We start from the raw sequence: 25,124 nt of genomic DNA, 5'->3' as shown, positions 1-25,124 counted from the left end.
TGTAGACGTCAAGTCGAATTTTACACTTTTTGCTCGTTTCCTTTTTACACTTTTGCTGAAAAAATGCTTTTCCGGTTTTTCATACGATGACTCTCCTCGTTTTCACCACCATGGATGACTTCCACACGATGAAGTAAGCGATCTAAAATAGCTGTTGTAATCCCTTGATCACCAATTAAATTACCCCATTCATCTGGACTTTTATTTGAAGTCAGGATGATCGAACTTCGTTCGTATAAATGATTAATCAAATGAAAGAACAAGTTTGCTTCTCTCTGATCCATGGCCATATACATTAAATCATCGATGATCACAAGATCGGCATTTCTCATTCTTTTGAGTTGAACTTTAGATTTATTCAAATATTCTTCTGATTTTAGTAGCTGCACAAGTTCACCCATTGTAGCGAAATAAACATTGAACCCTCTGTATACAGCTTCAAGTCCAAGCCCAATTGCGATGTATGTTTTTCCAATGCCGGGGGGACCTAGAAGAATTAAATTGTACTGTTGCTCTAGCCAGCTTAATTCTCGAAGTTGAGAAAGCTGACGAGCCGTCAGAACGTTTTGTCCTTTCAACTCAAACTCATCTAACGACTTCACGAAAGGGAAGCGTGCCCATTTCATTCTCTTTTCAAGGCTTTTCGCTTCACGTTTGGCTAATTCATATCGAGTGATAGACTCTAAAAATTCCAAGTAGGTCCATGATGCTTTTTCAGCTTCGCGAAGAAGCTGTGGCAGCTCCTCCGCAGTCTCTGATAAACGTAACTGACGGAATAGATCTTGTAGTTCATGTACAGTCTTATTCATCAGCTTCTACCTCCTAAAATGCTGGTATAGGCATTTAGAGAACGGGTAGAGGCTTTGATATGAGAATGTTTTGGTAGAATGGTATGCAAGGATTGTACCTCTTCATTTGGTCCGTCTCGCAATGTATCAAGGTGATGGGCAATATCACGAAAATCATTCGCATTGTATAATTTCTCTGTCAGGCACTTGGTCAAAACAGTATCAATTAACGCTGGATATCGTTGAATGATCTTATTGATAATCACAAATTGATCTCGACGATACCTTGGGTATCTTTGACTAATCTCATCTAAATAAGTAGTTGCCTGAATCTGATCTTCAAAGTAAGAGATGAGGTGTTGCTTAAACTCTTCAACCCCTTTGGAGCGATCACGGGTATGATGACGGTTTTGAATAAGTTTTCCTTTTTCTAAGCTAATCATATGCTCGGCAATGACATCACCTTTTGCTTCTCTGCGAATGACAAGGGTCTGATAATCTTCGTCCTTCACTTCAATCCACACAAGATTTTCACTCATTGTTTGATAAGTCCCTAATGGGACGGAATAACGGTTTGATTTGTATCGGATCGTATTGTCCTTGCTTACACTTCTTGTTATACTTTGGTTATTGGTACTTTCATATGAAAGTAATGAAGAGACTGGCTGTAAGTGTTGCTTTTCGAGGAGAAACACTTCTGCTGGTCTTTTTTTCGTTGTCTGGTGAACCTTATGGTTTCCAGTACGTACGAGCCATTGTCTTGCTCGTTCATTCCAGTCTTCTATGTCGCTAAACACACGACTGTCTGAGAAATTGCCTTTTACGTATTTCACTACATTTTCAATCATACCTTTAGATTCTGGGTCAGCTCTTCTGCACAGATAAACGTTAAATTTTCGTTCATTTACATAGCTTTGAAACTCAGTTGTTAAAAGCAGCTGTCCCGCATTTTCACTCACTGCGATCAAGTTATCCTGGTCATAGACGATTTCTTCTGTTCGTCCTCCATAGAACTGAAATGCATTTTCATGGCAGCGAATCGCATCTCTTGTGGTGAAAGGATGGGTCTGCCATTCCGTATATTTTTGTCTGGAGTGGGCCAATACAAAGGCAATAAAGTACAGTTTGATTTCTTTGTTGTCAGTCGTTTTCTGTCTTGTGATCCCCCAGTCGACCTGAAGTTGTTTACCCATCGGTTGTTCTGGAACAGCTTCGTATTGACGGACAGTAACCTCTTTCTCAATCTGATAGACTTCTCGAATATCTTTCACATACGCTCTCATCGTACTTTCACCGACCAGGAGGTCGGGATATCTCTCCAAAAGCCAATCATAAATTTGGGCACTACTCAAGTGAGGATACTCTTCCAGCCAGGCTAGTATCCAGTCTTTATAAAGATCTAGTTTTTTCTTCTTCCCCAAAGGCTGCTCCGTGTATGTTTTTGCTTCCTCAAATGTCATGCCTAAATACTTATAGACAGTCGGTCTTGAAATCTTCAGCTCCTTAGCGATTTGTGCTATTTTAAACTTTCTCTTATGTAATTCATGAATCTTTATGTATAACACTAACTTCTCCTCCAAAATCCTAACCTCCAGTAAAATAACGTCACGCTCTATTTTACTAAAGTAGTAGGTTGATTGAGCAAAAGTGTAAAATCCTATCGAGCAAAAACTGTCAACTTTATTCTAGCGTTTACACCCCGTCCAATCATTAAACTTATGGAGCAGTCCTGACTGTGTGTTTATCGTTTCCAGCAATATGGATATTCAGTTGCCCAATGTAGTGAAAATTCCTTCCAATTATACTGAATCACAGAATTACATAGCTGCGTCTGATCTCGTCATTACAAAAGCAGGTTGGGGCACAGTTAGTGAGGCAGTTATTTTTCAAAAGCCTCTTTTATTAGTGGATAGAATGTATATGAATGAAGATTATAACACCGTTAATTATCTTAAAGAAATTAATCATGTTAAATTAACGGGTTTGGAAGAGTTAAAAACAATGGTGATTAATGAGGACTTATTCAGGCAGCTGGCCGAGCAGGAAACTGGGATTTCTAGAGAGAATGCTGTTTATATGATAGTAGAGAGAATTCTAAAAATAGTTTTTTAATGCGATGGTAAAGAGGATAAAAGGTGAAAATTATGTATAAGATTCAAAAATATAAAGAAAATGAATTAACTTTTTACAAATTGGTAAGTTCTAATTTGACGAGTTGGTTAACTGTCTGTCCGGAACGGGGTGGGATAATTACAGAATTTGGAACAGAGGGAGAAGAACATCTCTATTTAAATAAGGAGACATTATATGATAGGTATATTAGGGGAAGGATCCCTATTCTTTTTCCCATTTCTGGTCAGTTAACAAATAAAGAATATAACTGGAATGGGCGTACCTACCACATGCCAAATCATGGTTTAGCTAGACAACCAGAGTGGAATGTCATAAGCACCGATATTAAATCAACACTGGCATCTATCACGATCAGCTTTCAAAGTAATCATGAAACTTTGGAATATTATCCTTTTGATTTCAAGGTCATTTTTACTTATACATTAAAAAACAATCAACTAATTATCGATCAAACCTATCGAAATGAGTCTCCGGCTGCCATGCCGATTTATTCAGGTTTCCATCCCTACTTCAAAACCCAATCTAAGAAACTAGTATTGGATACAGATGCAACAAAGATCTATGATTACAATGATGAAAAATTAAAAGACTTTCATGGTGTTGTAGATAGAACAGTATTAAAAGAAGCAGTAGTGTTGCTTGACGCTAAAAGTAAACAGATTTCATTGGAAATTGACGAGAGTAAAAAAATCACTCTAACTACAGACCCTTCTTTCAAATATACTATTTTATGGACAGATCAAGAAAAAGACTTTATATGTCTGGAACCATGGATGGCGAAGACAGGAGAGTTGGAACGCAAGGAAGAATTAACGATGATTGATCCAGGAGAAGCCTTGGAGGCAAGGGTTTCTTTTGAAGTGGAGAAATATAATAAAAATACATAATGTTAATGTTGCTTGTAATAAAAATGAGCGGTATGTATCTCTACGTTTGAGGTACATACCGCTCTTATTTTTATGTTCAACTCAAATTCCTAAGCCTTTATAACCTCTGCAAACTTCCTAGCAATAAGCTGAGGCCGAGTAATCGCACTCCCCACGACCACAGAATGATCTCCAATTTAATAAGTTACTTATTCTTCGAATGCCGGATCGTCATCAAAATATCCTGCTCATAATTCCCAAATCTTGATCCAAAAAGATTCATTCCACCCACATTGTCCGCATTTTTTTTAACTCCTAATTTAAATGAAATATAGGGTTTTTCTAAAAGTTTTAGTTCATCAATTGTCAGGTCGGAGATTTTAACGCCGTCGATATAGCTTCCAGTGTGATTGATGTTCCAGTTTTTGAGGAGACCGTATTGGGTGTTGTTTGTACCCCACCAGGAAGGGGTTAGAAATCCGCGTTCACCTCCGAAGTCACCAGGGGACGTCCATGTTCCTACTTCCAAGCCATTGATCCAGCAAGTAATGTCTGATGGCCAGTCCAATTTGAAGTAGGGTGCTTCTGAACAAAGTTCAACGGAAAAATTTATATCCTCTACGCCAGATCCATATGGAATTCTATTAGGGAAGTGGTATTCGACTGAGCCGGATTTAAACCAGAGTAATTGAGCTTCTTTTCTTTCAGGTTCAAAGAAGGATCTGGCTTCATCCTGACTGTGGATAATGCCTGTATCACTAAGAAGTCCACATGTAGGCTCGATTTCAGAGTTCACAAACTCACCGATAGGCATTTCAAATTTAATCGTATTTTCTTCGGGAACTTCTTTTTCTGCCAGGTTAATAATAATTCGGTCATAGCGCTTGGAATTTACTTTTTGAGAGCCTCTTCCGGGTACTATCTCAGTTGAGATCAATTCTGACTCTTCAAGTCTTTTTACATTGACTGCAGCTGTTGAAAAGGGAATGCCAATTTTATCAGATAGTTCATTTACATTCATAGGCCCCTCACTTAAGATCCGGAGAATGTTCATTCGGTGATCATTGCCGAGGGTTTTGCATATTGAAACGGCTTCTTCTAGGGTTAATTGTAATGTTCTCAAGAGAATCTCCTTTTATCACGACTTTTATTGTTATAATAATCATTTTTATAAGAATCTATGCTTATCATACTAATTAACCCTTGATTTCTCAAGATGTTCACCAATACTCTTCATTGTAATTCATATAGATGCCTCTACTTAGTGAATAAAATTAAGTTGCTTTTTCTACTAATTGCATTTATTAAAAATTATTATAACAAAAATACTTGTAATAAAGTTAAATATCATGTAATAATAATGACAGCACGAAAAAAAGCAAAGGGGGAGAAACATTTTATGAAAAAAGTAAGCGCATTCACACTGGCGGTTTTTCTTTTATCTACTTTTCTTGTTGCCTGCGGGGGAGACAGTGACAGTGGTGGAGGAGAAGAGGACAATGGAAAAACCAATCTAACGTTCTGGACGCCGTTAAGCGGTGGAGATGGAGATTTTATGAAAGAACTAGTTTCTGAGTTTAATAGTGAAAATGCTGAGATTGAAGTTGAATTGCTTAATTTAAAAGCTGAAGAGTACTATACGAAAATGAGGACATCTGTCACTTCTGACCAGGCACCTGATGTTGCCATCGCCCATACTTCAAAGCTATCTGAGCTTGAGTCGGCCAATTTAATTGTCAGCATAGAAGATGCAGCTGATTCTGCAGGTGTAGAGTGGGATACATTCAGTGAAAATATCGTCGATGCTACCATCATAAAGGATGAACACTATGCAGTTCCTCTGGACACGCATGCACTTATTATGTATGCAAACAATAAAATTTTAGCAGAAGCAGACTTGCTAGATGAGAGCGGCCAGCCCGTGATTGAAGATGGGGAAGAGGGCTTTATTCAATTCTTGGAGAAAATTAAAGAAAACTCACCATCCGGTACGTTCCCTTTGTCAGCAACCTCTACAGGTGATTCACCTCTTCGGATGTGGTGGACGTTTTACAGCCAGCTTGGCGGAGAGCTTTTAAATGAAGAAGGAAGTCAGGCGGCCTTTAATAATGAACAAGGGTTGGAAGCACTTTCGTTTTTAGGCAAGATGGTTGAAGATGATTTATGGCCAAAAAACATCGCGAATGGCGGAGAGTTATTCACGGCTCAAAAAGCTGCGATACATATTAATGGTGTGTGGATGACAGGAGCACTTGAAAATAATGAAGGGCTGGAATTCTCAGCAATTCCGATTCCTCAGGTATTTGATGAGCAGGCCATGTGGGGAGATTCCCACCTGTTTGTTGTTCCTAGACAGAATGAACAATCAGATGAGAAGAAGGAAGCTAGCATTGTTTTCGCTAACTGGATTGCGGATCATTCGTCTTCGTGGGCTCAGGCAGGACATGTACCAAGCAAGCCTTCTGTGATCGAATCAGAAGAATTTCAGGAACTGCCTTATCGAAGTGACTACGCTGAAATTGGGGAAGACGTATCCTACATGCCAAATACACCGAAGCTTACTGCGATCAATGACGTTTTAAAGAAGCATTTTAATCAGTACATGACTGGGGATGTCAGTCCTGAGGATACATTATCCAATGCGGAAGAAGAAGTAAATAATTTGCTTAAATAGAAAAAAGGTTCTCGATGTTATTTTCAATCGGGAGCCTTTCTTTTAAAGGGAGGGAAAATTGTGAATGACCAATCGCGTTTGCTTACAAATGTAAAAGCGTATTTATTTCTAGCGCCTTTTTTACTCGTCTATGGCTTATTTATGGTGTATCCAATTGCAAAGGGGTTCATCATCAGTTTGCATGACTGGTCGCTTGGCATGGAATCGACCTTCGTCGGTTTCGCTAATTACAGTTCTATGTTCAGGGATTCATATTTTTGGGAAGCTTTATGGAATACCTTATTATTTGTTGTGATTTCAACGCCTGCACTTATTTTTGTGGGTCTTGCAATTGCACTTCTGGTAAATGCCGGTTTAAAAGGCACGACGTTTTTACGCTCTGCTTTCTTCCTGCCGTTTATCCTTTCTATTTCCGTTATCGCAAGTGTTTGGGTATTCATACTTCAACCTTACACAGGACTGTTAAATTCTTTTTTGCACACGATTGGCTTTACGGAAGAGATTTTTTGGCTAAGTGATGCAAAGCTGGCGTGGGTTTCCATTTTACTTGCTACGGTCTGGTGGACGGTAGGTTTTAATATGGTATTATTTCTTGCTGGTTTACAGGAAATACCTGAAGAATTCTATGAAGCAGCAGAAATGGATGGAGCAAGCTCTTGGAAAAAATTCATGTTTATCACACTTCCCTCATTAAAAGGAGTCATGCTGCTTACGGTGGTATTGCAGACAATCAATTCATTTAAGCTGTTTGGTCAGCCGTATTTGATGACAGGTGGAGGGCCAGGGACGGAAACAAGAGCATTGGTTCAGTACATATATGAAAAAGGATTTATTGAACAGCAAATGGGTGTTGCTTCCTCGATGTCTTATGTACTGTTTGCGATCACCATTACTTTTGCGTTTATTCAATTTAAGTTTTTCCAAGGCAAAGACTAACAATTATAAATGAAAGGAGATTTATTCTATGCGGTCTCGAAAAAAGAAAATGCCGATCAGCAGGAAAGTTCTTTACCTATTAGGTTATACAATGGTTTTTATATGGCTGATACCAGTGCTATGGATGTGTATCACTGCGCTGAAGCCTGGTGGTTCGGCGGTTACAGTGATAAGAGATTTACTAAGTCCCCCTTATACACTCGATAATTATAACTATGTTTTAACGAATGCTTCGATATGGAACTGGACATGGAATAGCTTTTATGTGGCAGCAGTAACAACCATTGTAACGATTATTTTAACTTCACTTGCTGCTTTTGCCCTGTCCAGAATGCAGTTTTTTGGCAAGACCTTTATCTTTTGGGTGATCATTGCAGGGCTGATGGTTCCGGTAGAAGCAAAAATCATACCTCTTTTTCAGATCATGATTGATATGGGATTAATAAATAGCTATAGTTCTCTTATTTTGCCTGGACTTGCAGCACCGCTTGGAGTCTTTATTTTAAAGCAATTTTATGATGGTATTCCTAACGAGCTTGTAGAGGCTGCAAGAATTGACGGGGCGGGTATGTTACGAATATTTTGGAGCATCTTCCTTCCGCTTTCCCGTTCATCAATGGCTGCGTTGGGTATCTTTACGTTTATCACCTCTTGGAATAATTTTCTTTGGCCATTCTTAGCGATTAATGAAGAAAAAATGATGACACTCCCTGTAGCCATCCCGACGTTCCAAAGTGCTTATACTGCAGAGCTGATGATACCAATGGCGGCAAATGTTCTGGCAAGTTTGCCCGCAATCCTTGTATTTATCTTCTTCCAAAAACACATTATTAAAGGAATCACCATGACAGGAATAAAGTAAAAAAAGTAAAGGAATGAGCAGCTATGCGACAGACTTATGATTTAAACGGAAGCTGGAAGTTTGCCCTTGATCCTTTTAATAAGGGGGAAAGAGAAAACTGGTCCAACAAACAACTGCCAAATGCGAAAAAGGTTACTGTTCCTCATATCTGGCAAACTGAAGGGGAAGAGTGCATTTCTTATAACGGGGCAGCCTGGTATCAAAAAAAGGTCAGCTTAACTAACCAGCGGGCAAATCAATCCCTATATCTATGTTTCGGCGCGATTGATTATTCTTGCGAGGTATGGTGGAACGGACATTTTATAGGAGAGCATGAAGGCGGTTTTACACCATTTGAATTTTTGTTGCCTGCAGGTTTGTTGAAAGAAGATAATAACCTTGCGATTCGTGTCTATGACTATGAAGCCAATGCAGAGATTCCTATTGGAAAGCAGGGCAGCTGGTACACGCGTGTAAGCGGGATCTGGCAATCTGTTAAAATTGAATCCAGGTCAGCAACCTACATATCCAATGCAATTGTGGTTCCCAATATAGAACAGCAAAAGATTGAAGTGACGGCCTTTATAAAAGGAGAAGTAAAAGATAATACGAAAGTCCGTTTTACTATTAAATCTCATTCAATTGGAGAACAGGAATGGAAATCGGATGAACACTATACCGGACTGTTATTGATACAAGAGGATAACCATCCCCTTTTTACAGAGGAGGGGAAAACTGCCTATTCATTGGAACTGCCAGTAACCGGAATGAAGCAATGGTCACCCACTCATCCCTATTTATATGAAATTGAATTCGTACTGGAGGAAGATGACCTTAGAGACTCTTATGACACAACCTTTGGCTTTCGAAGTGTGGGTCATAAAAACGGACGAGTCCTTGTTAATAATGAAGCAGTTTACATTCGAGGGGCACTGGATCAAGCGTTTTATCCTGATACAATTTACAGAGCACCCTCTGAAGAATTTATCATTAAGGAAATTCAACAGGCGAAAGCGATGGGGTTTAACATGCTTAGGAAGCATATTAAAGCAGAGATACCACAGTATCTATACTGGGCTGACCGGCTGGGTATGCTGATCTGGGCTGAGCCGCCGAATTACGTAAAATGGACAAAATCTGCTCAGGAACGATTTGTGCAGCTTTTTAAGGAAATGCTTATACGAGATTATAACCATCCTTCGATCATTATGTGGTCTATATACAATGAGGAGTGGGGGCTGGAGTGGGATCTAGATCAGGATAAAGAAAAACAGCAGCATGTTCTGCAGCTTTTCGCACAAGCAAAAAAGTGGGATGAAACACGATTATTTTGCGACAACAGCGGCTGGTCTCATCTTACTACGGATATAAATGATCACCACCGCTATTTTGCCCTCCCCGAGCAGGTAAAGGAATGGCAGGAGGATTTAGATGGATACATACTCAAGAACCCGAGTGATAATTTTGTGGACGGCTATTACTCGCAGAACGAACCTATCCTCGTCTCGGAATTTGGGATGTGGGGACTGCCAGATATAAATAAGATGAAGGAATACTATCAAGGCATTGAACCCTGGTGGTTTGTTAACCAAGGCGACGGCACCCACCAGGACGATTATAAGAAACCAATAACGGCATTAAATAATTTTTCTAAATTTGGCATTAAACAGGCACTTGGAAGTATTGAAAATACGGCACTTATTTCTCAGAGAAGGATGGTTCGAGGTGTAAAGTCTCTAATAGAAGAAATGCGAAAAAGACCTCAGCTTGGGGGATATATTGTCACTGAATTAACTGATATTGAATGGGAGACTAATGGCTGGCTTGATTTTATGCGAAATCCAAAAGAAGGCTTCGAAAGATTAATTGATTTCAATGGGCCGGTTTGTGTGATGGCGAATCTATCTGCCAGAAACTGCTGGACAGATGATCTAGTCTCCATTGACCTTATTATTGCTGATGACGAAAATCTTTTTGATAAAGGAAGAGTAAAATGGGAAGTCGTTGACGAAAATCACCTTGTAATGGGAGAGCTTGAAGGGGAACTTGATGTAACAATTGGCAGCGAAAGATTGATCGAGCTGCCTCGAGCGATTCATTTTACTGTTCCTTCTCTTAAAAAGTCTCAAATGGTTAAATTAATGGTTACTTTTGAAGCAAAAGATCAGGTAGTAGCAAGGAATGAAGAAGAACTAACGTTTACGAGCATAACGGGGATATCAATTCCTGAACAACCTGTGTTTTTAACCGATGAATTAAAAAGCTTGAAGTTGATGATGAAAGAGGCAGGAGTGCCAGTTAGTAACGAAATTAAACCGCAAACAGTTGTAATAACAGAAAATCTTACTCCAAATGTTATATCACATGTTCGAAACGGCGGTCATGCTGTATTTTTAGCTGAAGAAGGTGACAGGATTAGTGAAAAAGGGCAGTATACATTCAGGGAATTATCCCTTGGGGAAAGCTGGGCTCGTGCTTCCTCAATGAATTACGTGGATACGAACTGGTTTAAAGGAGTGCCGCTTCAACCTGAAATGGGCATGGAAGCAGAAGCGCTTTATCCAGACTTTATTGTCCCATTTGCTGACTACAAGAAAGAAGGAACGAAGAGAACCGTTAATATGTTCGGAAATCCAAGACTGGCCGATGAAGGCACTGTTATTTCTGGTTATTTTCAAGGGTGGATGGGACAAAATGGAGGTTCAGTCATCCACCATCAAAAAGGACAAGGCTCCATACTGCTCGTCACCTGGAAACTCAAGCATCACTATGGAAAGCATCCAATTGCAACTCAACTGTTGAATACGATGATTACAAACATAAAAAATAAAGATTGAAGAACTGGATGAATTTTTATGGATTAGTGTGTGTCATCATTCGGGAATGAACGATTGTTCAACTGAATAGCCGCGCCCTGTGGAGATTGAAATCTCTGCAGGGGTTTTTATTTTAAACTACTTTCCACTTACAAGTTTTTCATATGACAGTTAGTTACATAGTAGATCGGAATGGTTGCATTACTGTCCGTCTAATTGTTCACTTGAATCCTATCAAGCTAGTAGTTTTTTAAGTGAATTCTTAAATTGTAAAGGAAAAAAGTGGTTGACGTTTATAAGTTATGTTGCTAAACTCAATTAAATGAATCACATATAGAAAACGAAATCACATATGTGAATAAATGAGGTGCATGATGTCAGTAAAGTCAGCCGTTCGTGTCATGGAAATACTGGAACTGCTAAGTGAGCATTCAGAGGGATTAACAGTGAAAGAAATTAGTGATTCCCTTTCTTTTCCACAAAGTAGCACATTCAATCTGGTGCAAACACTTTGTACTAGAAATTATTTGATTCAATCTGGTACGAAGAAATATAAACTTGGTCCTAAATTAATTCATATTGGCTCGAATGCGATGGAAGGACTTGATGTTCAGTCAGAGGGAGAAGTGCACTTGCGTAAGTTGATGGAAGATGTGCAGGAAACCGTATTTATGGCTGTTTTATCGGAGGATGAATTAGTGTATGTATCCAAGCTGGAATATAACCGCTCCATCCGGACAGGCGCAAAAATAGGTTCCAGAAAGCCGCTCTATTGCACTGGTCTAGGAAAAGCTTTTCTTGCTTTCATGCCTGAAGAAAATAGGGACAGCCTCCTTGACGAACTAAAACTAAACAAAATTACAGAAAACACCATTACATCAAAGGCAGTTCTTATTGAGCAGCTTACGATTTATTCTAACCAGGGGTATGCAGTGGACGATGAAGAAAATGAAGAAGGATTGTACTGCATCGCCGCTCCTGTCTTCAATGCCAATCAGGAAGTTGCAGCGGCCATTAGTATTGCGGGTCCAAAGTTCAGGATGCTGCCGAATAAAGATACAATCGTTCAGAAGTTGTTATCTGTGTCTGAAGAGATTTCGCAAACGCTAGGTTATATCAAAACATAAGGGAGGTTTCATGATGGATGTTGTGACGTTGGGAGAAACCATGGTTTCTTTTACGCAGCAAAGCACTGGACTGATGAGGTATGCACGCCACTATCAGTCAGCATTTGCAGGTGCAGAAACAAATACGATGGCCGGACTTTCAAGGCTTGGTCATCGTACAGGATGGATCAGCCGAGTGGGTGACGATGAGCTTGGTGCTTCCGTTCTCTCCTTTGTGAGAGGAGAGGGCATCGATGTCAGCTGGGTAAAAAAAGATGATTCATCTCCCACCGGTTTAATGCTAAAAGAAATCATTAACGAACAAAATGTAAGGGTTTACTATTATCGTCAACATTCAGCTGCCAGTAAGCTGAAAGCAAAAGATATCAATGAGGAGTACATTGCCCAGGCTAAGTATCTTTATATCACGGGGATTACTCCCGCTTTAAGCAGCTCTTGCCATGAAGCTATTCTGCAGGCCATTACATATGCAAAAAAACATTCGGTTAAAGTGATTTTTGATCCTAATCTCCGTAAAAAGCTTTGGAACGAGGAAAAGGCACGGGAGGTGTTACTACAGCTTGCTGCTAAGTCGGACATTGTGTTGCCTGGAATTTCAGAAGGAGAATTTCTCTTTGGCGTTCAGGATGAAAAAGAGATAGCCCGTCTGTTTAACGAAAATGGAGCGGACGCAACCATTGTTAAGATGGGAGATCGAGGTGCTTATTATTCTTCCCGCAAGGAAGAAACATACGTCTCTGGATTTAAGGTGAATTCCATCGATCCGGTCGGAGCTGGAGATGGTTTTGCTGCTGGATTTATTTCAGGTCTTTTAGATCAATTGTCTTATGAACAGGCGGTACTGAGAGGGTGCGCAATTGGTGCTATCGTAACCACTACAGTCGGTGATATAGAAGGCTTACCGGATCGCAAGCTCCTTGAGGACTTTATGACAGATAGCAATGAAGATATTAGAAGATAGGAGGGAATGAACGATGAATACGGCATTGACTAGAATACTAGATAGCAAGATGGTTCCCATAGTGAGAGGACAGTCTCCGGAGGATGTACTTAAAATAGCCCGGTCTTTGCACGAAGGCGGCGTTCAGGTAATTGAAATCACCTTAAATTCCCCTAACGCGCTGCAGGCGATTGAACTCGTGTGTCATGAGCTTGGAGATGTTATAACGGTAGGTGCTGGCACGGTGCTTGATCCTGAATCTGCCCGGGCCGCTTTATTAGCAGGTGCTTCTTTTATTCTGGCACCTTCTGTCAACACAGAGACGATTAAAATGACAAAAAGATATGGAGCGATCAGTATACCGGGGGCCATGACGCCAACGGAAATCGTGACTGCATATGAAAGCGGTTGCGATATTGTCAAGGTATTTCCTGTTACTACACTGGGTCCGGATTATATCAAAGACATCAAAGGACCCTTAGGACATATCCCTCTTATGCCAACGGGAGGAGTGGATCTTGAGAACTTTGAAAGCTACCTGAAAAGCGGGGCAGCTGCTTGTGGCTTAGGGAGTTCGCTCGTAAAGTCGAAAGCAGAAATAGATCCGTCTTACCTGAAGAATCTAACAGAAAAAGCGAGACGTTTTACGATGATTGCAGAGCAGATTAAAGGAGGAGCGAACGAATGAAAATTACCGGCTATGAGTTATTTCAAGTACCGCCAAGATGGCTATTTTTAAAAATTGAAACAGATGAAGGAATAACCGGCTGGGGGGAGCCCGTTATTGAAGGAAAAGCTTTCACAGTCAAGGCTTGTGTTCAGGAGCTGATGGAGCAATTGATCGGTAAAGACCCGGCCCGTATAGAAGATCACTGGAATATGATGTACCGCTCAGGATTTTACCGCGGAGGTCCTATACATATGAGTGCTATTGCGGGAATTGATCAGGCGCTTTGGGATATTAAAGGGAAATTTTATAATACGCCCGTTCATCAACTGTTAGGAGGAGCCTGCCGTGATTCAATTCGCGTCTATTCGTGGATTGGAGGAGATCGTCCTGCAGAAGTTGGAATAGCAGCGAAAGAGGTAGTTGACGCAGGATTTACTGCAGTAAAAATGAATGGTACTGAAGAGCTTCAATATGTAGATTCATATGAAAAAATTGATCAAACCGTTGAGAGAATTGCAGCGGTGCGTGAAGCTGTTGGCGATTATATTGGAATCGGCATCGATTTTCACGGAAGAGTTCATAAACCAATGGCCAAAATATTGGCGAAAGAACTTGAACCATTTCGCCCGATGTTTATAGAAGAACCTGTTCTGCCTGAAAATAATGAAGCGCTTAGAGATATTGCTATGCATACGAATATTCCAATCGCAACGGGTGAGCGGATGTTTTCAAGATGGGATTTTAAAAAGCTGCTGTCTGACGGCTATGCTGACATTATTCAGCCGGATCTGTCACATGCAGGAGGAATTACCGAGTGCAAAAAGATCTTTTCAATGGCAGAAGCATATGATGTTGCGGTAGCTCCGCACTGTCCTCTTGGACCAATTGCTTTAGCAGCCTGCCTACAGGTAGACGCCACTGCCCATAATGCATTTATTCAGGAACAAAGTCTTGGAATTCATTATAATGTCGAAAGCGATTTACTAGACTACATCATGGACAAATCCGTTTTCCATTATGAAAAAGGGCAAGTAAAAATCCCTCAGGGTCCAGGGCTTGGAATTGAAATAAACGAAGATCATGTCCGCAAGCTTGCAGAAAAGGGGCACAACTGGAAAAACCCTGTGTGGAGACACGAAGATGGGACAATTGCGGAATGGTAGATTAGACTGGGTGCCTGGCACCACCCGAAATTTGTCTAAAGCGTTTTATCGCACTATAAATAGCGATTGCTTCAGTATTGGTAGACACGAGGATGGAACAATAGCTTGATAGATTGAGAGTTCTGTCAGAAAATTTTCAGGAAGAGGAGGTTTTACCCATGTCAGCAGGCGGTTTAATTATCGTAACCATTCTCGCCATTTCGCTGTTACTGTTTTTGGTCATGAAGTCTAAGCTTCAAGCCTTTGTAGCTTTGCTTATCTCAAGTTTGTTTATCGGGATCGCTTCAGGAATGGAGCTTCAGGAGATCCTCGTATCCATTGAAGAAGGAATGGGAGGAACACTCGGTTTTATTGCTGTTGTAGTTGGTCTGGGAGCGATGTTTGGTGAGCTGCTCCGGGTGTCCGGGGGTGCTGAGCGACTTGCGTTAACCCTTGTTAATAAATTTGGAGAAGGCCGTGTTCAATGGGCTTTAGGGTTAACGGGCTTCATTGTTGCAATTCCCATATTCCTTGATGTGGCACTTGTCATCCTCGTGCCGATTATCTACAGCCTGGCACAAAAAACAAAAAAATCACTGCTCTATTTTGGGATGCCTCTCCTTGCCGGACTGGCAGTAACGCATAGCTTTGTTCCACCGACACCTGGTCCTATCGCGGTGGCATCAGTGTTAGGTGCAGACTTAGGCTGGGTTATTTTATTCGGCGTTCTTGCCGGACTGCCTGCCATGATTCTTGCCGGACCTGTATTCGGCCGCTACATAGGAAGAAAAATACATGTTAAGGTTCCGGACTACATTGTTGAAAATGAAATGAGTAAGAAGGAATACCATGAAAAAGAGTTACCGAGTTTCCTTCTCGTTGCTGTTTTGATTTTAATCCCACTCTTTTTAATCATCTTAAACACCGTTTTAGGAACAGTACTGCCAGAAGGCAATAATGTTCGGGAAATCTTTACTTTTATTGGTCATCCATTCGTAGCGCTAACAATCTCTACTTTACTGACGTTTTATTTCCTTGGAACGAAAAGAGGGTATACGAAAGAAGAAGTTCGAAAAATCGCAACAAAATCCCTTGAGCCTGCAGGAATTATTATCCTGATTACCGGAGCTGGGGGCGTCTTTAAGCAGACGCTGATCAATAGCGGCGTCGGTGATGTCTTAGGAAACATGATGGCAAACTCCAGCATGCCTTTAATTTTGCTCGCATTTTTGATTGCTACATTTGTTCGTGTTGCGCAAGGTTCTGCAACGGTCGCAATGATTACAGCAGCAGGCTTAATTGCCCCAGTGCTTGAAGTGGTCGATGTATCTGCTGCTATGCTTGGCTTGCTGGTTATATCAATTGCTTCAGGCGCCACAGTCTTTTCTCATGTCAATGACTCAGGTTTCTGGCTGGTCAATCGATTCTTCGGATTAACAGAGAAAGAAACGCTGCAAACATGGACAGTGATGGAAACCATTATTGGTTTTGTGGGATTTGCAGTCGTATTCAGTATCAGTTTGTTTATTTCATAGATCAATTTAGTGAGAAAAAAAGTCAAAATAGAAAAGCAGAATCCCTGATGAAGATTGCTCAGGATTCTGCTTTTTTAAAACAAAGACAGAGACCAAATGGTCCTAAAAGCTTAGAATAAATCCGTAAAAGAAAGTGCCGATATAACCGGTGGCATTAACAATTCCTTTAGCGGCAAAAATGGATTCCGGTAAACAGAGAGATATTGCGAATAAATCTTGATCCTTTAAAGAACCGTAAAAATTCACTTGTTATACTTAGCGACCTTTTATTAACAAATGAGAGATTAATGGAGAAGAGAAGGACGTTGGATCCTATTAAGTGGTATCAAATGAGTATTTTACCTTTGGTGAAATGAAAGACGTGTATTCTAAACTGAAAGTGTTGAGTACCTTTTGTCGTGCTAAAAATCTTTATGTAAAAGGTGGTTCCAAGAAATGAACATACTTACATTTAATCTGCGGGTTGATGTTCCTGAGGATGGAGAGAATGCATGGCGTTTTCGATCCCAGAAAGCGGCTAAAATAATTAGACCTCATGATCCAGTCGTTTTCGGTACGCAGGAGGGCAAACGCCATATGCTGAAGGATTTAGAAGATGGATTGGCTGGCTATAGCTGGCTTGGTGAGGATCGACGCGGCGGGGATGAGGACGAGTTTTGTGCTATTTTCTTTCAAAGAGATCAGGTTGAGGTAATCGATCACGGTCAGTTCTGGCTATCGGAGCAGCCTGACGTGCCAGGGAGCATCAGCTGGGAAAGTGATTATCCACGTATTTGCACATGGGCAGTGTTTGGGCTAAAAGAAAATCCGAATAAAAAGTTCATCGTGTACAATACTCATTTGGATCATATTAGTCAGCGGGCTAGAGAAAATGGCATTCACCTGATCGGAGAAAAGATCAAACAGCATCAAGTCCAAACAAATTTGCCGATCATTTTAATGGGTGACTTGAACAGTGAGCCTGAAAATAAAACGATCCACTATCTCAAAGGCCAACTGCCAATAAACGGCTCAACCATTCAGTTAAATGATGCCTTCGAAAAGCTGGAGGAAGCTACCGGCCGAACATTTCATGGATTTGAGGGCGGGGGTGAAGGAGAGCCGATTGATTATATTTTTACCACGGAAGGTATTGATGTGAAGGGGACGAAGGTTGACCGCAGCATTGTAGAGGAAGGGTATCCTTCTGATCATTATCCGGTGGTAGCACTGGTTGAGATTGATGGTTAGGCGTTAGAGATGATTAGAACATAGCCGGAAAACCAAATTGACCACTAGATGCCTGATCAATAAGTCGAGACCTATTAAGACCCTAATTTCCTTTTTCAAGAAGAGGAAATTAGGGTCATTTTTTATCTCCAAAGTGGTCATAAAGTTTCCTGAAGGCATCCTCTCTATTCTTAAAAAGTACCCCTTAATCAGAACACCACATAGCTAAGAAGGGGATCTATCATGAATAATTCAATAAATGTAAAATTTCTGAAAACTAGTTGACAAAAACAACCATAATAATTACTATTAAATCAAGTTGCTACGGGCAACTAAATATAATGTTGTCGAAAGGCTGAATTTTGTGGAAGAAAACATTCAAAAAATAAAAAAGTTTAATCGATTTTATCTTAATGTAGTAGGTTTGTATTCTCAGTATACGGATGGCAGTCCTTATTCAATGTCAGAGGCCATGTTATTATTCGAAATTAATGAGCGGAACAACGCTACAGCCTCGGAATTGTCCGAATTTTTCGATTTTGATAAAGGGTATGTGAGCAGAATTATTAATGATCTAAGTGATCGAGGTCTTATTAGAAGAGTACCCTCCAGTTTTGATAAGCGAAAAAAATATTTGCATATAACTGAACTGGGGGAGAAAGTTCTAAGAGATCTTTCCAATAATGCCAGCGGGAATGTGAGGAGGATGATTGAAGAAATTGATCATAAGGATATCGATATTTTAATTCGTTCTATGGAGGAAATTGAAAGAATTTTATCATTTAAAAAAGGGGGAAAAAGTAATGCTTAGAAAAAAAGGGGTCATTGCATTTCTTTTAGTCATGGTGTTGGTTCTGGCAGCATGTACAGAAGGTACGAATACTGATAGCACTAGTAACCAATCAGATTCTGGTGAAGATGGTAATGGCGGTCCTCTGGTTATTGGGTTTGAAGCGGATGCTTCCACCCTAATGGCAAACCACGATGTGAATTACACGACAGATACATTAATCCGAAATATCTATGATCCTCTCATTGATCGTGAAGGAGAAACAGGAGAATTTGTTCCTGTACTAGCAGAGGAATGGGAAAACATTGACGAGCTTACTTGGCGCCTGAAATTAAAAGAAGGCGTTACCTTCCATAATGGAGCCCAGTTTAATGCAGATGCCGTTAAATATAGTATTGATTATATATTAAATGAGGAAAATGGCTCTTTTTATCGGTCAAGATGGGCGAATGTGGAAGAGGTCGTTGCCGTTTCAGAATATGAGGTTGAAATCCATACCTCTGTTCCTTTTCCAAGCATGATTCAACGTATAGCTGAGGATCTGTTGATTGTAGAGCCTGGATATGTTGAGGAAGTAGGAATTGAACAAGCCTCCAATGAACCTGTCGGAACCGGTGCTTACACATTTGTTGACTGGTCCAGAGATAATCACCTGAAGCTTGTGGCTTATGAAGATTATTGGCAGGGAAGTCCTGACATTCAAGAAGTGGAATTTAGAATTATCCCAGAGTTTAGTGCCAGAATGTCAGCCTTTATGAGTGGTGAAATCCATCTATTTAAAAACATCCCTGTTGATTCTGTAGAACAATTTGACAGTGAGGAAATAGGAGAGATCGCTTCTTCAAGAATCAACTATCTGGCACTATCAAATCTTGTTGAGGGTCCATTACAGGATGTTAAGGTTCGCCAGGCCATTAACTATGCCATTGACGCAGATGAATTACTGGAAACCGTTTTAAATGGCTATGGGACAAGAATAACCGGTCCGCTTTCTCAAATAAATTCAGACTATACAGAAACAGAGGACTATGGCTATGATCCCGACCTTGCCGTTCAGCTGATTGAAGAAGCAGGATATGATCCAAACGAATTAACGCTAACATTAGATACACCGAGCGGGCGATATCCAATGGATTCACATGTTGCTCAGGCCATTGCATCACAGCTGCAGAGCATAGGGATTACAGTAAATGTTCAAGTGAACGAATGGGGCAGACATTTAGAGAAAATCCAAAATAGAGAAACAGGTGATATGTATATCTTAGGCTGGGGCCCTGCTTTTGACGGGCAGTCCACTATTGAAAATTTATTCACTCAAGAAGCCCCATATAGCAGCTTTTACCAAGAAGATATTGAAGAAAAAATCACTCAAACTAATCAGCTCTTTGATCAGGACGAGCGTAAAGCAGGCTATGAAGAAATTCAGCAGGATTTAGTCGAGCAGGCAGCATGGGTGCCATTATGGCAGCAAGCTGACCTTTACGCTATTAGCACATCGTTAAATTTCACTCAACGTGTAGATGAAAAGCTGAATGTGTATGAAATGTCATGGAAATAGATTCATAGTTTTTAGTTAAGAAAGTAGAGAATGGGAGGTTACGGCCTCTCTTCTTTTATTGAAAGGCATAAGGGGGGGATAACCTATGTTGGATTTTATAGTAAAGCGATTGCTGCAAGTTGTTCTCGTGGTATTTCTAGCCCTTACAGTTGTTTTTTTCCTAATTCGTTTATCTGGAGATCCAACAACACTTTTTTTGCCTCCTGATGCTCCAAGGGAACAAATTGAAGAGTACCGGGAATTACTTGGATTTAATCGCCCGTTGTACGTGCAGTATGGTGATTTCATGTTCAACGCGGTGCAGGGTGATTTTGGACAGTCCCTAAGAAGCGGGGAGGATGCATTGAGTTTAGTCTTGCAAAGAATGCCTGCTACCTTCCAGTTAGCTATTTCAGCACTGTTTCTTTCAATCATAATCGCCATTCCTCTAGGTGTACTCTCAGCCTATAAACGAAACACCTTTTTTGATAAAGCGAGTGTAGGGATTACTGTCATTGGTCAGGCGATACCAAACTTTTGGTTTGGATTAATTTTAATCTATATTTTTGCAGCTCAGCTTCAGCTGCTTCCTTCTAGTGGAGGCGGGTCACTCTCGCACCTGGTACTTCCGGTTATCACATTAGCCCTGTACAGTGTATCCAGATTTGTCCGTTTTACAAGGTCTGCCATGCTTGATGTTTTAAGTAAGGACTATATTCGGACCTCCCGGGCAGCAGGTGCCCCTACGTCAAGATTGATCATGAAATATGCATTAAAGAATTCTTTAATTCCAATTATCACTCTGGTCGCACTTGATCTTGGGGTTTTGCTGGGAGGAGCCGTTATAACAGAGGCTGTCTTTTCCTGGCCGGGTGTGGGTAGATTACTGCACCAGTCCTTAATGAATCGTGATTTTCCTATTGTACTGGCAGGCGTCTTTATCATTGCCATTATATATGCCGTCATTAATTTCATTGCAGATATTTTATACGCATATGTAAACCCTCAAATTAGAGTAAAGTAGGTGAGGATATGGAAACGGGCACGGTGACAACAGCTAATCCACTAAATGTGAAGGCAAAGAAAGAATCAAAGTCAAAAGAGATAGCAAGGAAGCTATTACGAAGCTGGACAGGAGTAATTGGTTTTAGTCTTATCATCCTGCTGCTGATCCTAAGTATATTTGGTGAAGTCATTGCTCCATTTGATCCAATGGATGCCCAGCTGAGAGATCGGCTCCTGCCGCCTTTAACAGATGGTCATTTATTAGGAACTGACCAGTTAGGACGAGATATATTATCCAGGGTTATTGTAGGAGCAAGAGTGTCAGTTGTGATCGGTCTTTCAACGGTTTTATTAGCTGGTCTGATTGGCACCATTGTCGGAGTAATCGCAGGGTATTACAGAGGCTGGATCGATATTGTTCTGATGAGAATCGTTGATGTGCAGCTAAGCTTTCCATTCATCTTACTTGTTCTTGTCATAAGTGCGGTACTGGGAGCAGGACTTACGAATATTGTTATTTCTTTAGCACTTGCAGGCTGGGTCATTTTTGCACGGGTGATTCGAAGCGAGGTGCTCGCTTTACGGGAAAAAGAATTTATCACTGCTGCCATTGCAACAGGGGTCCCAAAGCTTCAAATATTAGTTCGGCATATCCTGCCTAATATTTTCACGCCCATTATCATTCTGGGGTCCTTGCAAATTGGAACATATATTATCGCGGAGGCATCGGTCAGTTTCTTAGGCTTCGGTGTTCAGCCGCCAACAGCCGCATGGGGGAACATGCTGGATGAAGGGAAGGATTATATTTTCAATTCCTGGTGGCTAATTACATTCCCGGGAATTGCGATTATTCTAACCGCATTAGGCGTTAATCTGTTTGGCGACTGGCTGAGAGACACACTCGACCCTGAACTTAAAGGTGAATGATAGGAGTGAAAAATAATGTCTGATATCCTGCTCGAGATCAAAGATCTTGGCATCCAATTTAATACAGGCAAGGGGCCGATTCAACCGATCCGAGGAGTCAGTTTCTCGTTAAAGTCAGGAGAAACCCTCGGAGTGGTTGGAGAATCAGGCAGCGGAAAAAGTGTAACCTCTTTAGCTGTTATGGGCCTGCTGCCAGAGAAAAAAAGTAAAATCGTTTCTGGAAGTATTCATTTTAATGATGAAGATATTACCAAGTTAAGTGAAAAGCAGTACAGAAAGCTGCGTGGCAATGAAATGTCGATGATTTTTCAGGAACCCATGACCTCTTTAAATCCAGTGTTTACGATTGGTGAACTATTAAGTGAACCATTAAAGCAGCATAAAAAAATGTCTAAAAAAGAGAGAAAAGAAGCAATAATTAATGTCTTAAAGCAAGTAGGAATCCCCAGGGCAGAACAAATCATAAATGAATACCCTCATCAATTATCCGGCGGAATGAGACAGCGGGTTATGATTTCTCTGGCTTTGTTGTGTGAACCAAAGCTCCTGATTTGTGATGAGCCTACTACAGCACTAGATGTTACCATTCAAGCGCAGATACTGGAATTGATGAAAGAGATCAAAGCAGAAAAAAATATGAGTCTATTATTTATCACACATGATTTAGGCGTAGTAGCAGAAATGTGTGATCGGGTTGTCGTGATGTATGCAGGGGAGATTGTAGAAGTGGCGGAGATAAATGAATTATTTGACCAGCCCCTTCATCCTTATACTCAGGGGCTGATTCACTCACGTCCTACTAATAATAGTAGAAAAAGTGCTCTTTATTCGATAAAAGGACAAGTGCCAAGACCCGAGGAAATAGGAATAGGATGTACATTTGCTAACCGATGCCCGCATGCATTTGAAAAATGTTTAAAAGAAACACCGCCAATATTTGAAAAGGGAGACCACTTAAGTAAATGCTGGCTGCAGGATTCAAAAAGGCAGGCGGTGATGAAATGACAGACATCCCGATTCTTGAAGTAACTAATTTAAAAAAATACTATAAAATTTCGCAAGGCTTATTTAAATCCAATATTGTCGTTAAAGCAGTCGACGATATAAGTTTTTCTATTAAAAAAGGGGAGACGTTTGCTTTAGTGGGAGAATCCGGATGCGGAAAATCTACTACAGGAAGAACCCTTCTGCGATTAACGGAGGCCACCTCAGGTGAAGTCCGATATAAAGGAAAGGATCTTATGTCCTTACCTTATGAAAAAATGAGATTTTTGAGAAAAGAGCTGCAAATGGTTTTTCAGGATCCTTATGCATCACTTAACCCTAAAATGACCATAAAACAAATCCTGACTGAGCCGTTGCGCGTCCATAAAAAATATACTCCAAGCGAGCGGACTAAGAAAATAATCGAGATATTAAAAATAGTCGGACTCTCCGAGGAGCATCTTGATCGTCATCCAAATGAGTTCTCGGGAGGACAGCGTCAGCGTATTGGAATCGCAAGAGCTGTTATCTTAAATCCTGATTTTATTGTCGCTGATGAACCCGTATCTGCTCTGGATGTTTCCGTGCAGTCTCAGGTAATCAACTTAATGCTTGATCTGCAAAAGGAGTTTGAATTAACTTATTTATTTATCTCTCATGACTTAAGCGTTGTAGAGCATATGACCGACCGGGTTGCAGTTATGTATCTGGGTAAAATAGTTGAATTGACTGAGACAGAGAAGCTTTTTAAAGACCCTAAACACCCTTATACCCAGGCGTTAATTTCCGCTGTTCCGGCCTCTCACCCGAGAGAAGTTAAAAAACGTATTGTGTTAACAGGAGATGTCCCTAATCCTGCAAACCCTCCATCCGGCTGTGCGTTTCATACTAGATGCCCTTTTGTCATGGAAAAATGCAAGTCCATAGCGCCAAATTTAACAGAAGTAGCTGATGGCCATCAAACTAGCTGCCATTTATATAGCGAAAAAAAGGAGGAAAAAACAAATGTTATTATCCATTCCGAAGTATGAATTCAAAGAAAGACAGCAGAAATTTGTCAAAGCCTATCAGGAAAAGGGGTGTGAAGCTGCTGTTCTATTTTCAGTAACAGACATCTTTTATTTAACCGGGTTTCATTTTCACCCAACTGAAAGACCGATGGGACTCGTCATTGATCCAAATGCTAAAATTCATTTATTCGTGCCGGAATTAGAGCATGAACACGCAGAAGAGTATAGTGTAATAGATTATGTTCACTCGTATCCTGAATATCCAGGCATCAAGCATCCGATGGAATATTTTAAAGAGCTGCTAAAAGAAAACCACTTTGAGAATAAGGCAATTGGCTACGATTCTTTAGGATATGGTTCCACCATGGGGTATCGTGGGCCGTCTATTGATAAACTAATTGATGCGAAACAATTCATTTCTTTACAGGGTGTAGTAGAGGAACTGAGATTTATTAAAAGCCCAAATGAAATTGAATTAATAAAAGAATCATGCCGGTGGGGGAATTTGGTTCATCGACTGCTGCAGAAGTATACGAAAAGCGGCTTAAGCGAAATTGAGATTACGAGTAAAGCATCCTCTGAAGCGACTAAAGCTATGATCGATACACTTGGACCTGATTATAAACCTCATGGAAGTACGGCCTACGCTGTTTTCCGGGGACAAATTGGTCCGGAATCTGCTTTTCCCCATGCAGTAACTCAAAATATTGTCTTGAAAAAAGGTGACACGCTCGTAACCGGAGCTGCCTCCAGTGTATTTGGTTACACAAGCGAGCTGGAGCGGGTTATGTTTGTAGAAGAAGCAAATAAAGAGCAGGAGAAATATTTTACCCATATGTATGAAGCACAGGAAGTTGCATTTAAAGCGATAAGACCTGGTAGAAAGTATTCAGATGTGGAGGAAGATGTTCAAGCTTACTTTAGAGAAAATAATCTAACGGAATTAACTAAACATCATACTGGCCATAATATCGGATTGCTGGGCCATGAAGCACCTTTCTTTGACTTGGGAGATCATACTACTATTGAACCGGGAATGGTCGTAACAGTAGAACCAGGCATTTATGTGAAAGGATTAGGAGGCTTCAGGCATTCTGATACTGTTCTTGTTACAGAGAATGGAATCGAAATGCTTACTTATTATCCTAGAGATTTACAGTCGTTGATTTGTTATTAATAGTAGTGCGATGAGGG

Annotated in this window: 22 protein-coding genes and 1 pseudogene; 19 read left to right on the top strand and 4 right to left on the bottom strand. The window is 40.6% G+C overall.

Annotated features, from left to right (window positions below):
• Positions 1–44 precede the first annotated feature (44 nt).
• Both istB and istA read right to left on the bottom strand, forming a co-directional pair.
• Positions 45–809, bottom strand: a complete 765-nt coding sequence (gene istB / locus C4B60_RS13105; protein ID WP_104055485.1) for an IS21-like element IS643 family helper ATPase IstB — start codon at positions 807–809, stop codon at positions 45–47.
• A complete protein-coding gene (gene istA, locus C4B60_RS13100) occupies positions 809–2,353 on the bottom strand; it encodes an IS21 family transposase (RefSeq protein WP_104056617.1) in 1,545 nt (514 codons plus the stop codon). The genes istB and istA overlap by 1 nt, the downstream gene beginning before the upstream one ends.
• 172 nt (positions 2,354–2,525) lie before the next feature.
• Between istA and C4B60_RS13095 the strand changes: the two genes are divergently transcribed.
• Positions 2,526–2,900: a glycosyltransferase gene (locus C4B60_RS13095; RefSeq protein WP_245153972.1), complete on the top strand. Its 375-nt coding sequence runs from the start codon at positions 2,526–2,528 to the stop codon at positions 2,898–2,900.
• Between the two features lie 32 nt (positions 2,901–2,932).
• Positions 2,933–3,808, top strand: a complete 876-nt coding sequence (locus C4B60_RS13090) for an aldose epimerase family protein (protein WP_104058481.1) — start codon at positions 2,933–2,935, stop codon at positions 3,806–3,808.
• Between the two features lie 184 nt (positions 3,809–3,992).
• On the opposite strand, the gene C4B60_RS13080 is transcribed toward C4B60_RS13090, so the two are convergent.
• Positions 3,993–4,910 carry an ArsR/SmtB family transcription factor gene (locus C4B60_RS13080; RefSeq protein ID WP_135122121.1) on the bottom strand — a complete coding sequence of 306 codons (918 nt, stop codon included), beginning with the start codon at positions 4,908–4,910 and terminating at the stop codon, positions 3,993–3,995.
• 276 nt (positions 4,911–5,186) lie between these two features.
• Here C4B60_RS13080 and C4B60_RS13075 point away from each other — a divergent pair, with 276 nt between their 5' ends.
• The 9 genes from C4B60_RS13075 to C4B60_RS13035 all read left to right on the top strand — a co-directional run bounded on the left by C4B60_RS13075 (position 5,187) and on the right by C4B60_RS13035 (position 16,468).
• Positions 5,187–6,461, top strand: coding sequence for an ABC transporter substrate-binding protein (locus tag C4B60_RS13075; RefSeq protein ID WP_167578660.1), 1,275 nt, complete (start codon positions 5,187–5,189; stop codon positions 6,459–6,461).
• A 60-nt stretch (positions 6,462–6,521) separates the two neighbouring features.
• Positions 6,522–7,397: a carbohydrate ABC transporter permease gene (locus tag C4B60_RS13070; RefSeq protein WP_245153971.1), complete on the top strand. Its 876-nt coding sequence runs from the start codon at positions 6,522–6,524 to the stop codon at positions 7,395–7,397.
• A gap of 28 nt (positions 7,398–7,425) precedes the next feature.
• Positions 7,426–8,259 carry a carbohydrate ABC transporter permease gene (locus tag C4B60_RS13065; RefSeq protein WP_104058443.1) on the top strand — a complete coding sequence of 278 codons (834 nt, stop codon included), beginning with the start codon at positions 7,426–7,428 and terminating at the stop codon, positions 8,257–8,259.
• 23 nt (positions 8,260–8,282) lie between these two features.
• The gene (locus C4B60_RS13060; RefSeq protein WP_104058442.1) at positions 8,283–11,075 is read left to right on the top strand and encodes a glycoside hydrolase family 2 protein; all 2,793 of its coding nucleotides are present in this window, start codon (positions 8,283–8,285) and stop codon (positions 11,073–11,075) included.
• 353 nt (positions 11,076–11,428) lie between these two features.
• Positions 11,429–12,181 carry an IclR family transcriptional regulator gene (locus C4B60_RS13055; protein WP_104058441.1) on the top strand — a complete coding sequence of 251 codons (753 nt, stop codon included), beginning with the start codon at positions 11,429–11,431 and terminating at the stop codon, positions 12,179–12,181.
• Between the two features lie 13 nt (positions 12,182–12,194).
• Complete coding sequence (locus C4B60_RS13050) at positions 12,195–13,142, top strand: sugar kinase (protein ID WP_104058440.1); 948 nt, start codon at positions 12,195–12,197, stop codon at positions 13,140–13,142.
• Positions 13,143–13,155: 13 nt separating this feature from the next.
• Positions 13,156–13,809: a bifunctional 4-hydroxy-2-oxoglutarate aldolase/2-dehydro-3-deoxy-phosphogluconate aldolase gene (locus tag C4B60_RS13045; protein ID WP_104058439.1), complete on the top strand. Its 654-nt coding sequence runs from the start codon at positions 13,156–13,158 to the stop codon at positions 13,807–13,809.
• A complete protein-coding gene (dgoD, locus tag C4B60_RS13040) occupies positions 13,806–14,954 on the top strand; it encodes a galactonate dehydratase (protein ID WP_104058438.1) in 1,149 nt (382 codons plus the stop codon). The genes C4B60_RS13045 and dgoD overlap by 4 nt, the downstream gene beginning before the upstream one ends.
• A gap of 158 nt (positions 14,955–15,112) precedes the next feature.
• A complete protein-coding gene (locus tag C4B60_RS13035) occupies positions 15,113–16,468 on the top strand; it encodes a GntT/GntP/DsdX family permease (RefSeq protein WP_104058437.1) in 1,356 nt (451 codons plus the stop codon).
• A gap of 88 nt (positions 16,469–16,556) precedes the next feature.
• On the opposite strand, the pseudogene C4B60_RS21985 reads toward C4B60_RS13035, so the two are convergent.
• Positions 16,557–16,712 (bottom strand): annotated as a pseudogene (locus C4B60_RS21985) (PTS glucose transporter subunit IIB); the annotation flags it as partial.
• A gap of 191 nt (positions 16,713–16,903) precedes the next feature.
• Between C4B60_RS21985 and C4B60_RS13030 the strand changes: the two are divergent.
• The 8 genes from C4B60_RS13030 (at position 16,904) to C4B60_RS12995 (ending at position 25,107) form a co-directional block, all read left to right on the top strand.
• Positions 16,904–17,698 carry an endonuclease/exonuclease/phosphatase family protein gene (locus C4B60_RS13030; protein ID WP_104058436.1) on the top strand — a complete coding sequence of 265 codons (795 nt, stop codon included), beginning with the start codon at positions 16,904–16,906 and terminating at the stop codon, positions 17,696–17,698.
• A 343-nt stretch (positions 17,699–18,041) separates the two neighbouring features.
• Positions 18,042–18,488 (top strand): MarR family winged helix-turn-helix transcriptional regulator, encoded by a 447-nt coding sequence (locus C4B60_RS13025; RefSeq protein ID WP_104058435.1) that lies wholly within the window; start codon positions 18,042–18,044, stop codon positions 18,486–18,488.
• Positions 18,481–20,025 carry an ABC transporter substrate-binding protein gene (locus C4B60_RS13020; protein ID WP_104058434.1) on the top strand — a complete coding sequence of 515 codons (1,545 nt, stop codon included), beginning with the start codon at positions 18,481–18,483 and terminating at the stop codon, positions 20,023–20,025. Before C4B60_RS13025 ends, C4B60_RS13020 begins: the two co-directional genes overlap by 8 nt.
• Positions 20,026–20,110: 85 nt before the next feature.
• Positions 20,111–21,028 carry an ABC transporter permease gene (locus C4B60_RS13015; RefSeq protein WP_104058433.1) on the top strand — a complete coding sequence of 306 codons (918 nt, stop codon included), beginning with the start codon at positions 20,111–20,113 and terminating at the stop codon, positions 21,026–21,028.
• A gap of 8 nt (positions 21,029–21,036) precedes the next feature.
• On the top strand, positions 21,037–21,936 hold the full coding sequence (locus tag C4B60_RS13010; RefSeq protein ID WP_104058432.1) for an ABC transporter permease: 900 nt from the start codon (positions 21,037–21,039) through the stop codon (positions 21,934–21,936).
• A gap of 15 nt (positions 21,937–21,951) precedes the next feature.
• Positions 21,952–22,941, top strand: a complete 990-nt coding sequence (locus tag C4B60_RS13005; protein ID WP_104058431.1) for an ABC transporter ATP-binding protein — start codon at positions 21,952–21,954, stop codon at positions 22,939–22,941.
• The gene (locus C4B60_RS13000) at positions 22,899–23,951 is read left to right on the top strand and encodes an ABC transporter ATP-binding protein (protein WP_425331163.1); all 1,053 of its coding nucleotides are present in this window, start codon (positions 22,899–22,901) and stop codon (positions 23,949–23,951) included. Before C4B60_RS13005 ends, C4B60_RS13000 begins: the two co-directional genes overlap by 43 nt.
• Positions 23,926–25,107, top strand: a complete 1,182-nt coding sequence (locus C4B60_RS12995) for a M24 family metallopeptidase (protein ID WP_104058430.1) — start codon at positions 23,926–23,928, stop codon at positions 25,105–25,107. The genes C4B60_RS13000 and C4B60_RS12995 overlap by 26 nt, the downstream gene beginning before the upstream one ends.
• The last annotated feature ends 17 nt before the right edge of the window (positions 25,108–25,124 follow it).

The sequence above is a fragment of the Jeotgalibacillus proteolyticus genome (assembly GCF_002926065.1).
GTDB classification, from domain to species: Bacteria; Bacillota; Bacilli; order Bacillales; family Jeotgalibacillaceae; genus Jeotgalibacillus; species Jeotgalibacillus proteolyticus.
Note: the sequence above shows the minus strand (reverse complement) of the source record. Positions and strands in the feature narration are given on the sequence as shown.

What these genes read in the sequence shown, in the direction of transcription:
- istB (WP_104055485.1), bottom strand. Translation starts at nt 809, where the DNA reads ATGAATAAGACTGTACATGAACTACAAGATCTATTCCGTCAGTTACGT.
- C4B60_RS13090 (WP_104058481.1), top strand. Translation starts at nt 2,933, where the DNA reads ATGTATAAGATTCAAAAATATAAAGAAAATGAATTAACTTTTTACAAA.
- C4B60_RS13075 (WP_167578660.1), top strand. Translation starts at nt 5,187, where the DNA reads ATGAAAAAAGTAAGCGCATTCACACTGGCGGTTTTTCTTTTATCTACT.
- C4B60_RS13065 (WP_104058443.1), top strand. Translation starts at nt 7,426, where the DNA reads ATGCGGTCTCGAAAAAAGAAAATGCCGATCAGCAGGAAAGTTCTTTAC.
- C4B60_RS13060 (WP_104058442.1), top strand. Translation starts at nt 8,283, where the DNA reads ATGCGACAGACTTATGATTTAAACGGAAGCTGGAAGTTTGCCCTTGAT.
- C4B60_RS13055 (WP_104058441.1), top strand. Translation starts at nt 11,429, where the DNA reads ATGTCAGTAAAGTCAGCCGTTCGTGTCATGGAAATACTGGAACTGCTA.
- C4B60_RS13050 (WP_104058440.1), top strand. Translation starts at nt 12,195, where the DNA reads ATGGATGTTGTGACGTTGGGAGAAACCATGGTTTCTTTTACGCAGCAA.
- C4B60_RS13045 (WP_104058439.1), top strand. Translation starts at nt 13,156, where the DNA reads ATGAATACGGCATTGACTAGAATACTAGATAGCAAGATGGTTCCCATA.
- dgoD (WP_104058438.1), top strand. Translation starts at nt 13,806, where the DNA reads ATGAAAATTACCGGCTATGAGTTATTTCAAGTACCGCCAAGATGGCTA.
- C4B60_RS13035 (WP_104058437.1), top strand. Translation starts at nt 15,113, where the DNA reads ATGTCAGCAGGCGGTTTAATTATCGTAACCATTCTCGCCATTTCGCTG.
- C4B60_RS13030 (WP_104058436.1), top strand. Translation starts at nt 16,904, where the DNA reads ATGAACATACTTACATTTAATCTGCGGGTTGATGTTCCTGAGGATGGA.
- C4B60_RS13020 (WP_104058434.1), top strand. Translation starts at nt 18,481, where the DNA reads ATGCTTAGAAAAAAAGGGGTCATTGCATTTCTTTTAGTCATGGTGTTG.
- C4B60_RS13015 (WP_104058433.1), top strand. Translation starts at nt 20,111, where the DNA reads ATGTTGGATTTTATAGTAAAGCGATTGCTGCAAGTTGTTCTCGTGGTA.
- C4B60_RS13010 (WP_104058432.1), top strand. Translation starts at nt 21,037, where the DNA reads ATGGAAACGGGCACGGTGACAACAGCTAATCCACTAAATGTGAAGGCA.
- C4B60_RS13005 (WP_104058431.1), top strand. Translation starts at nt 21,952, where the DNA reads ATGTCTGATATCCTGCTCGAGATCAAAGATCTTGGCATCCAATTTAAT.
- C4B60_RS13000 (WP_425331163.1), top strand. Translation starts at nt 22,899, where the DNA reads ATGCTGGCTGCAGGATTCAAAAAGGCAGGCGGTGATGAAATGACAGAC.
- C4B60_RS12995 (WP_104058430.1), top strand. Translation starts at nt 23,926, where the DNA reads ATGTTATTATCCATTCCGAAGTATGAATTCAAAGAAAGACAGCAGAAA.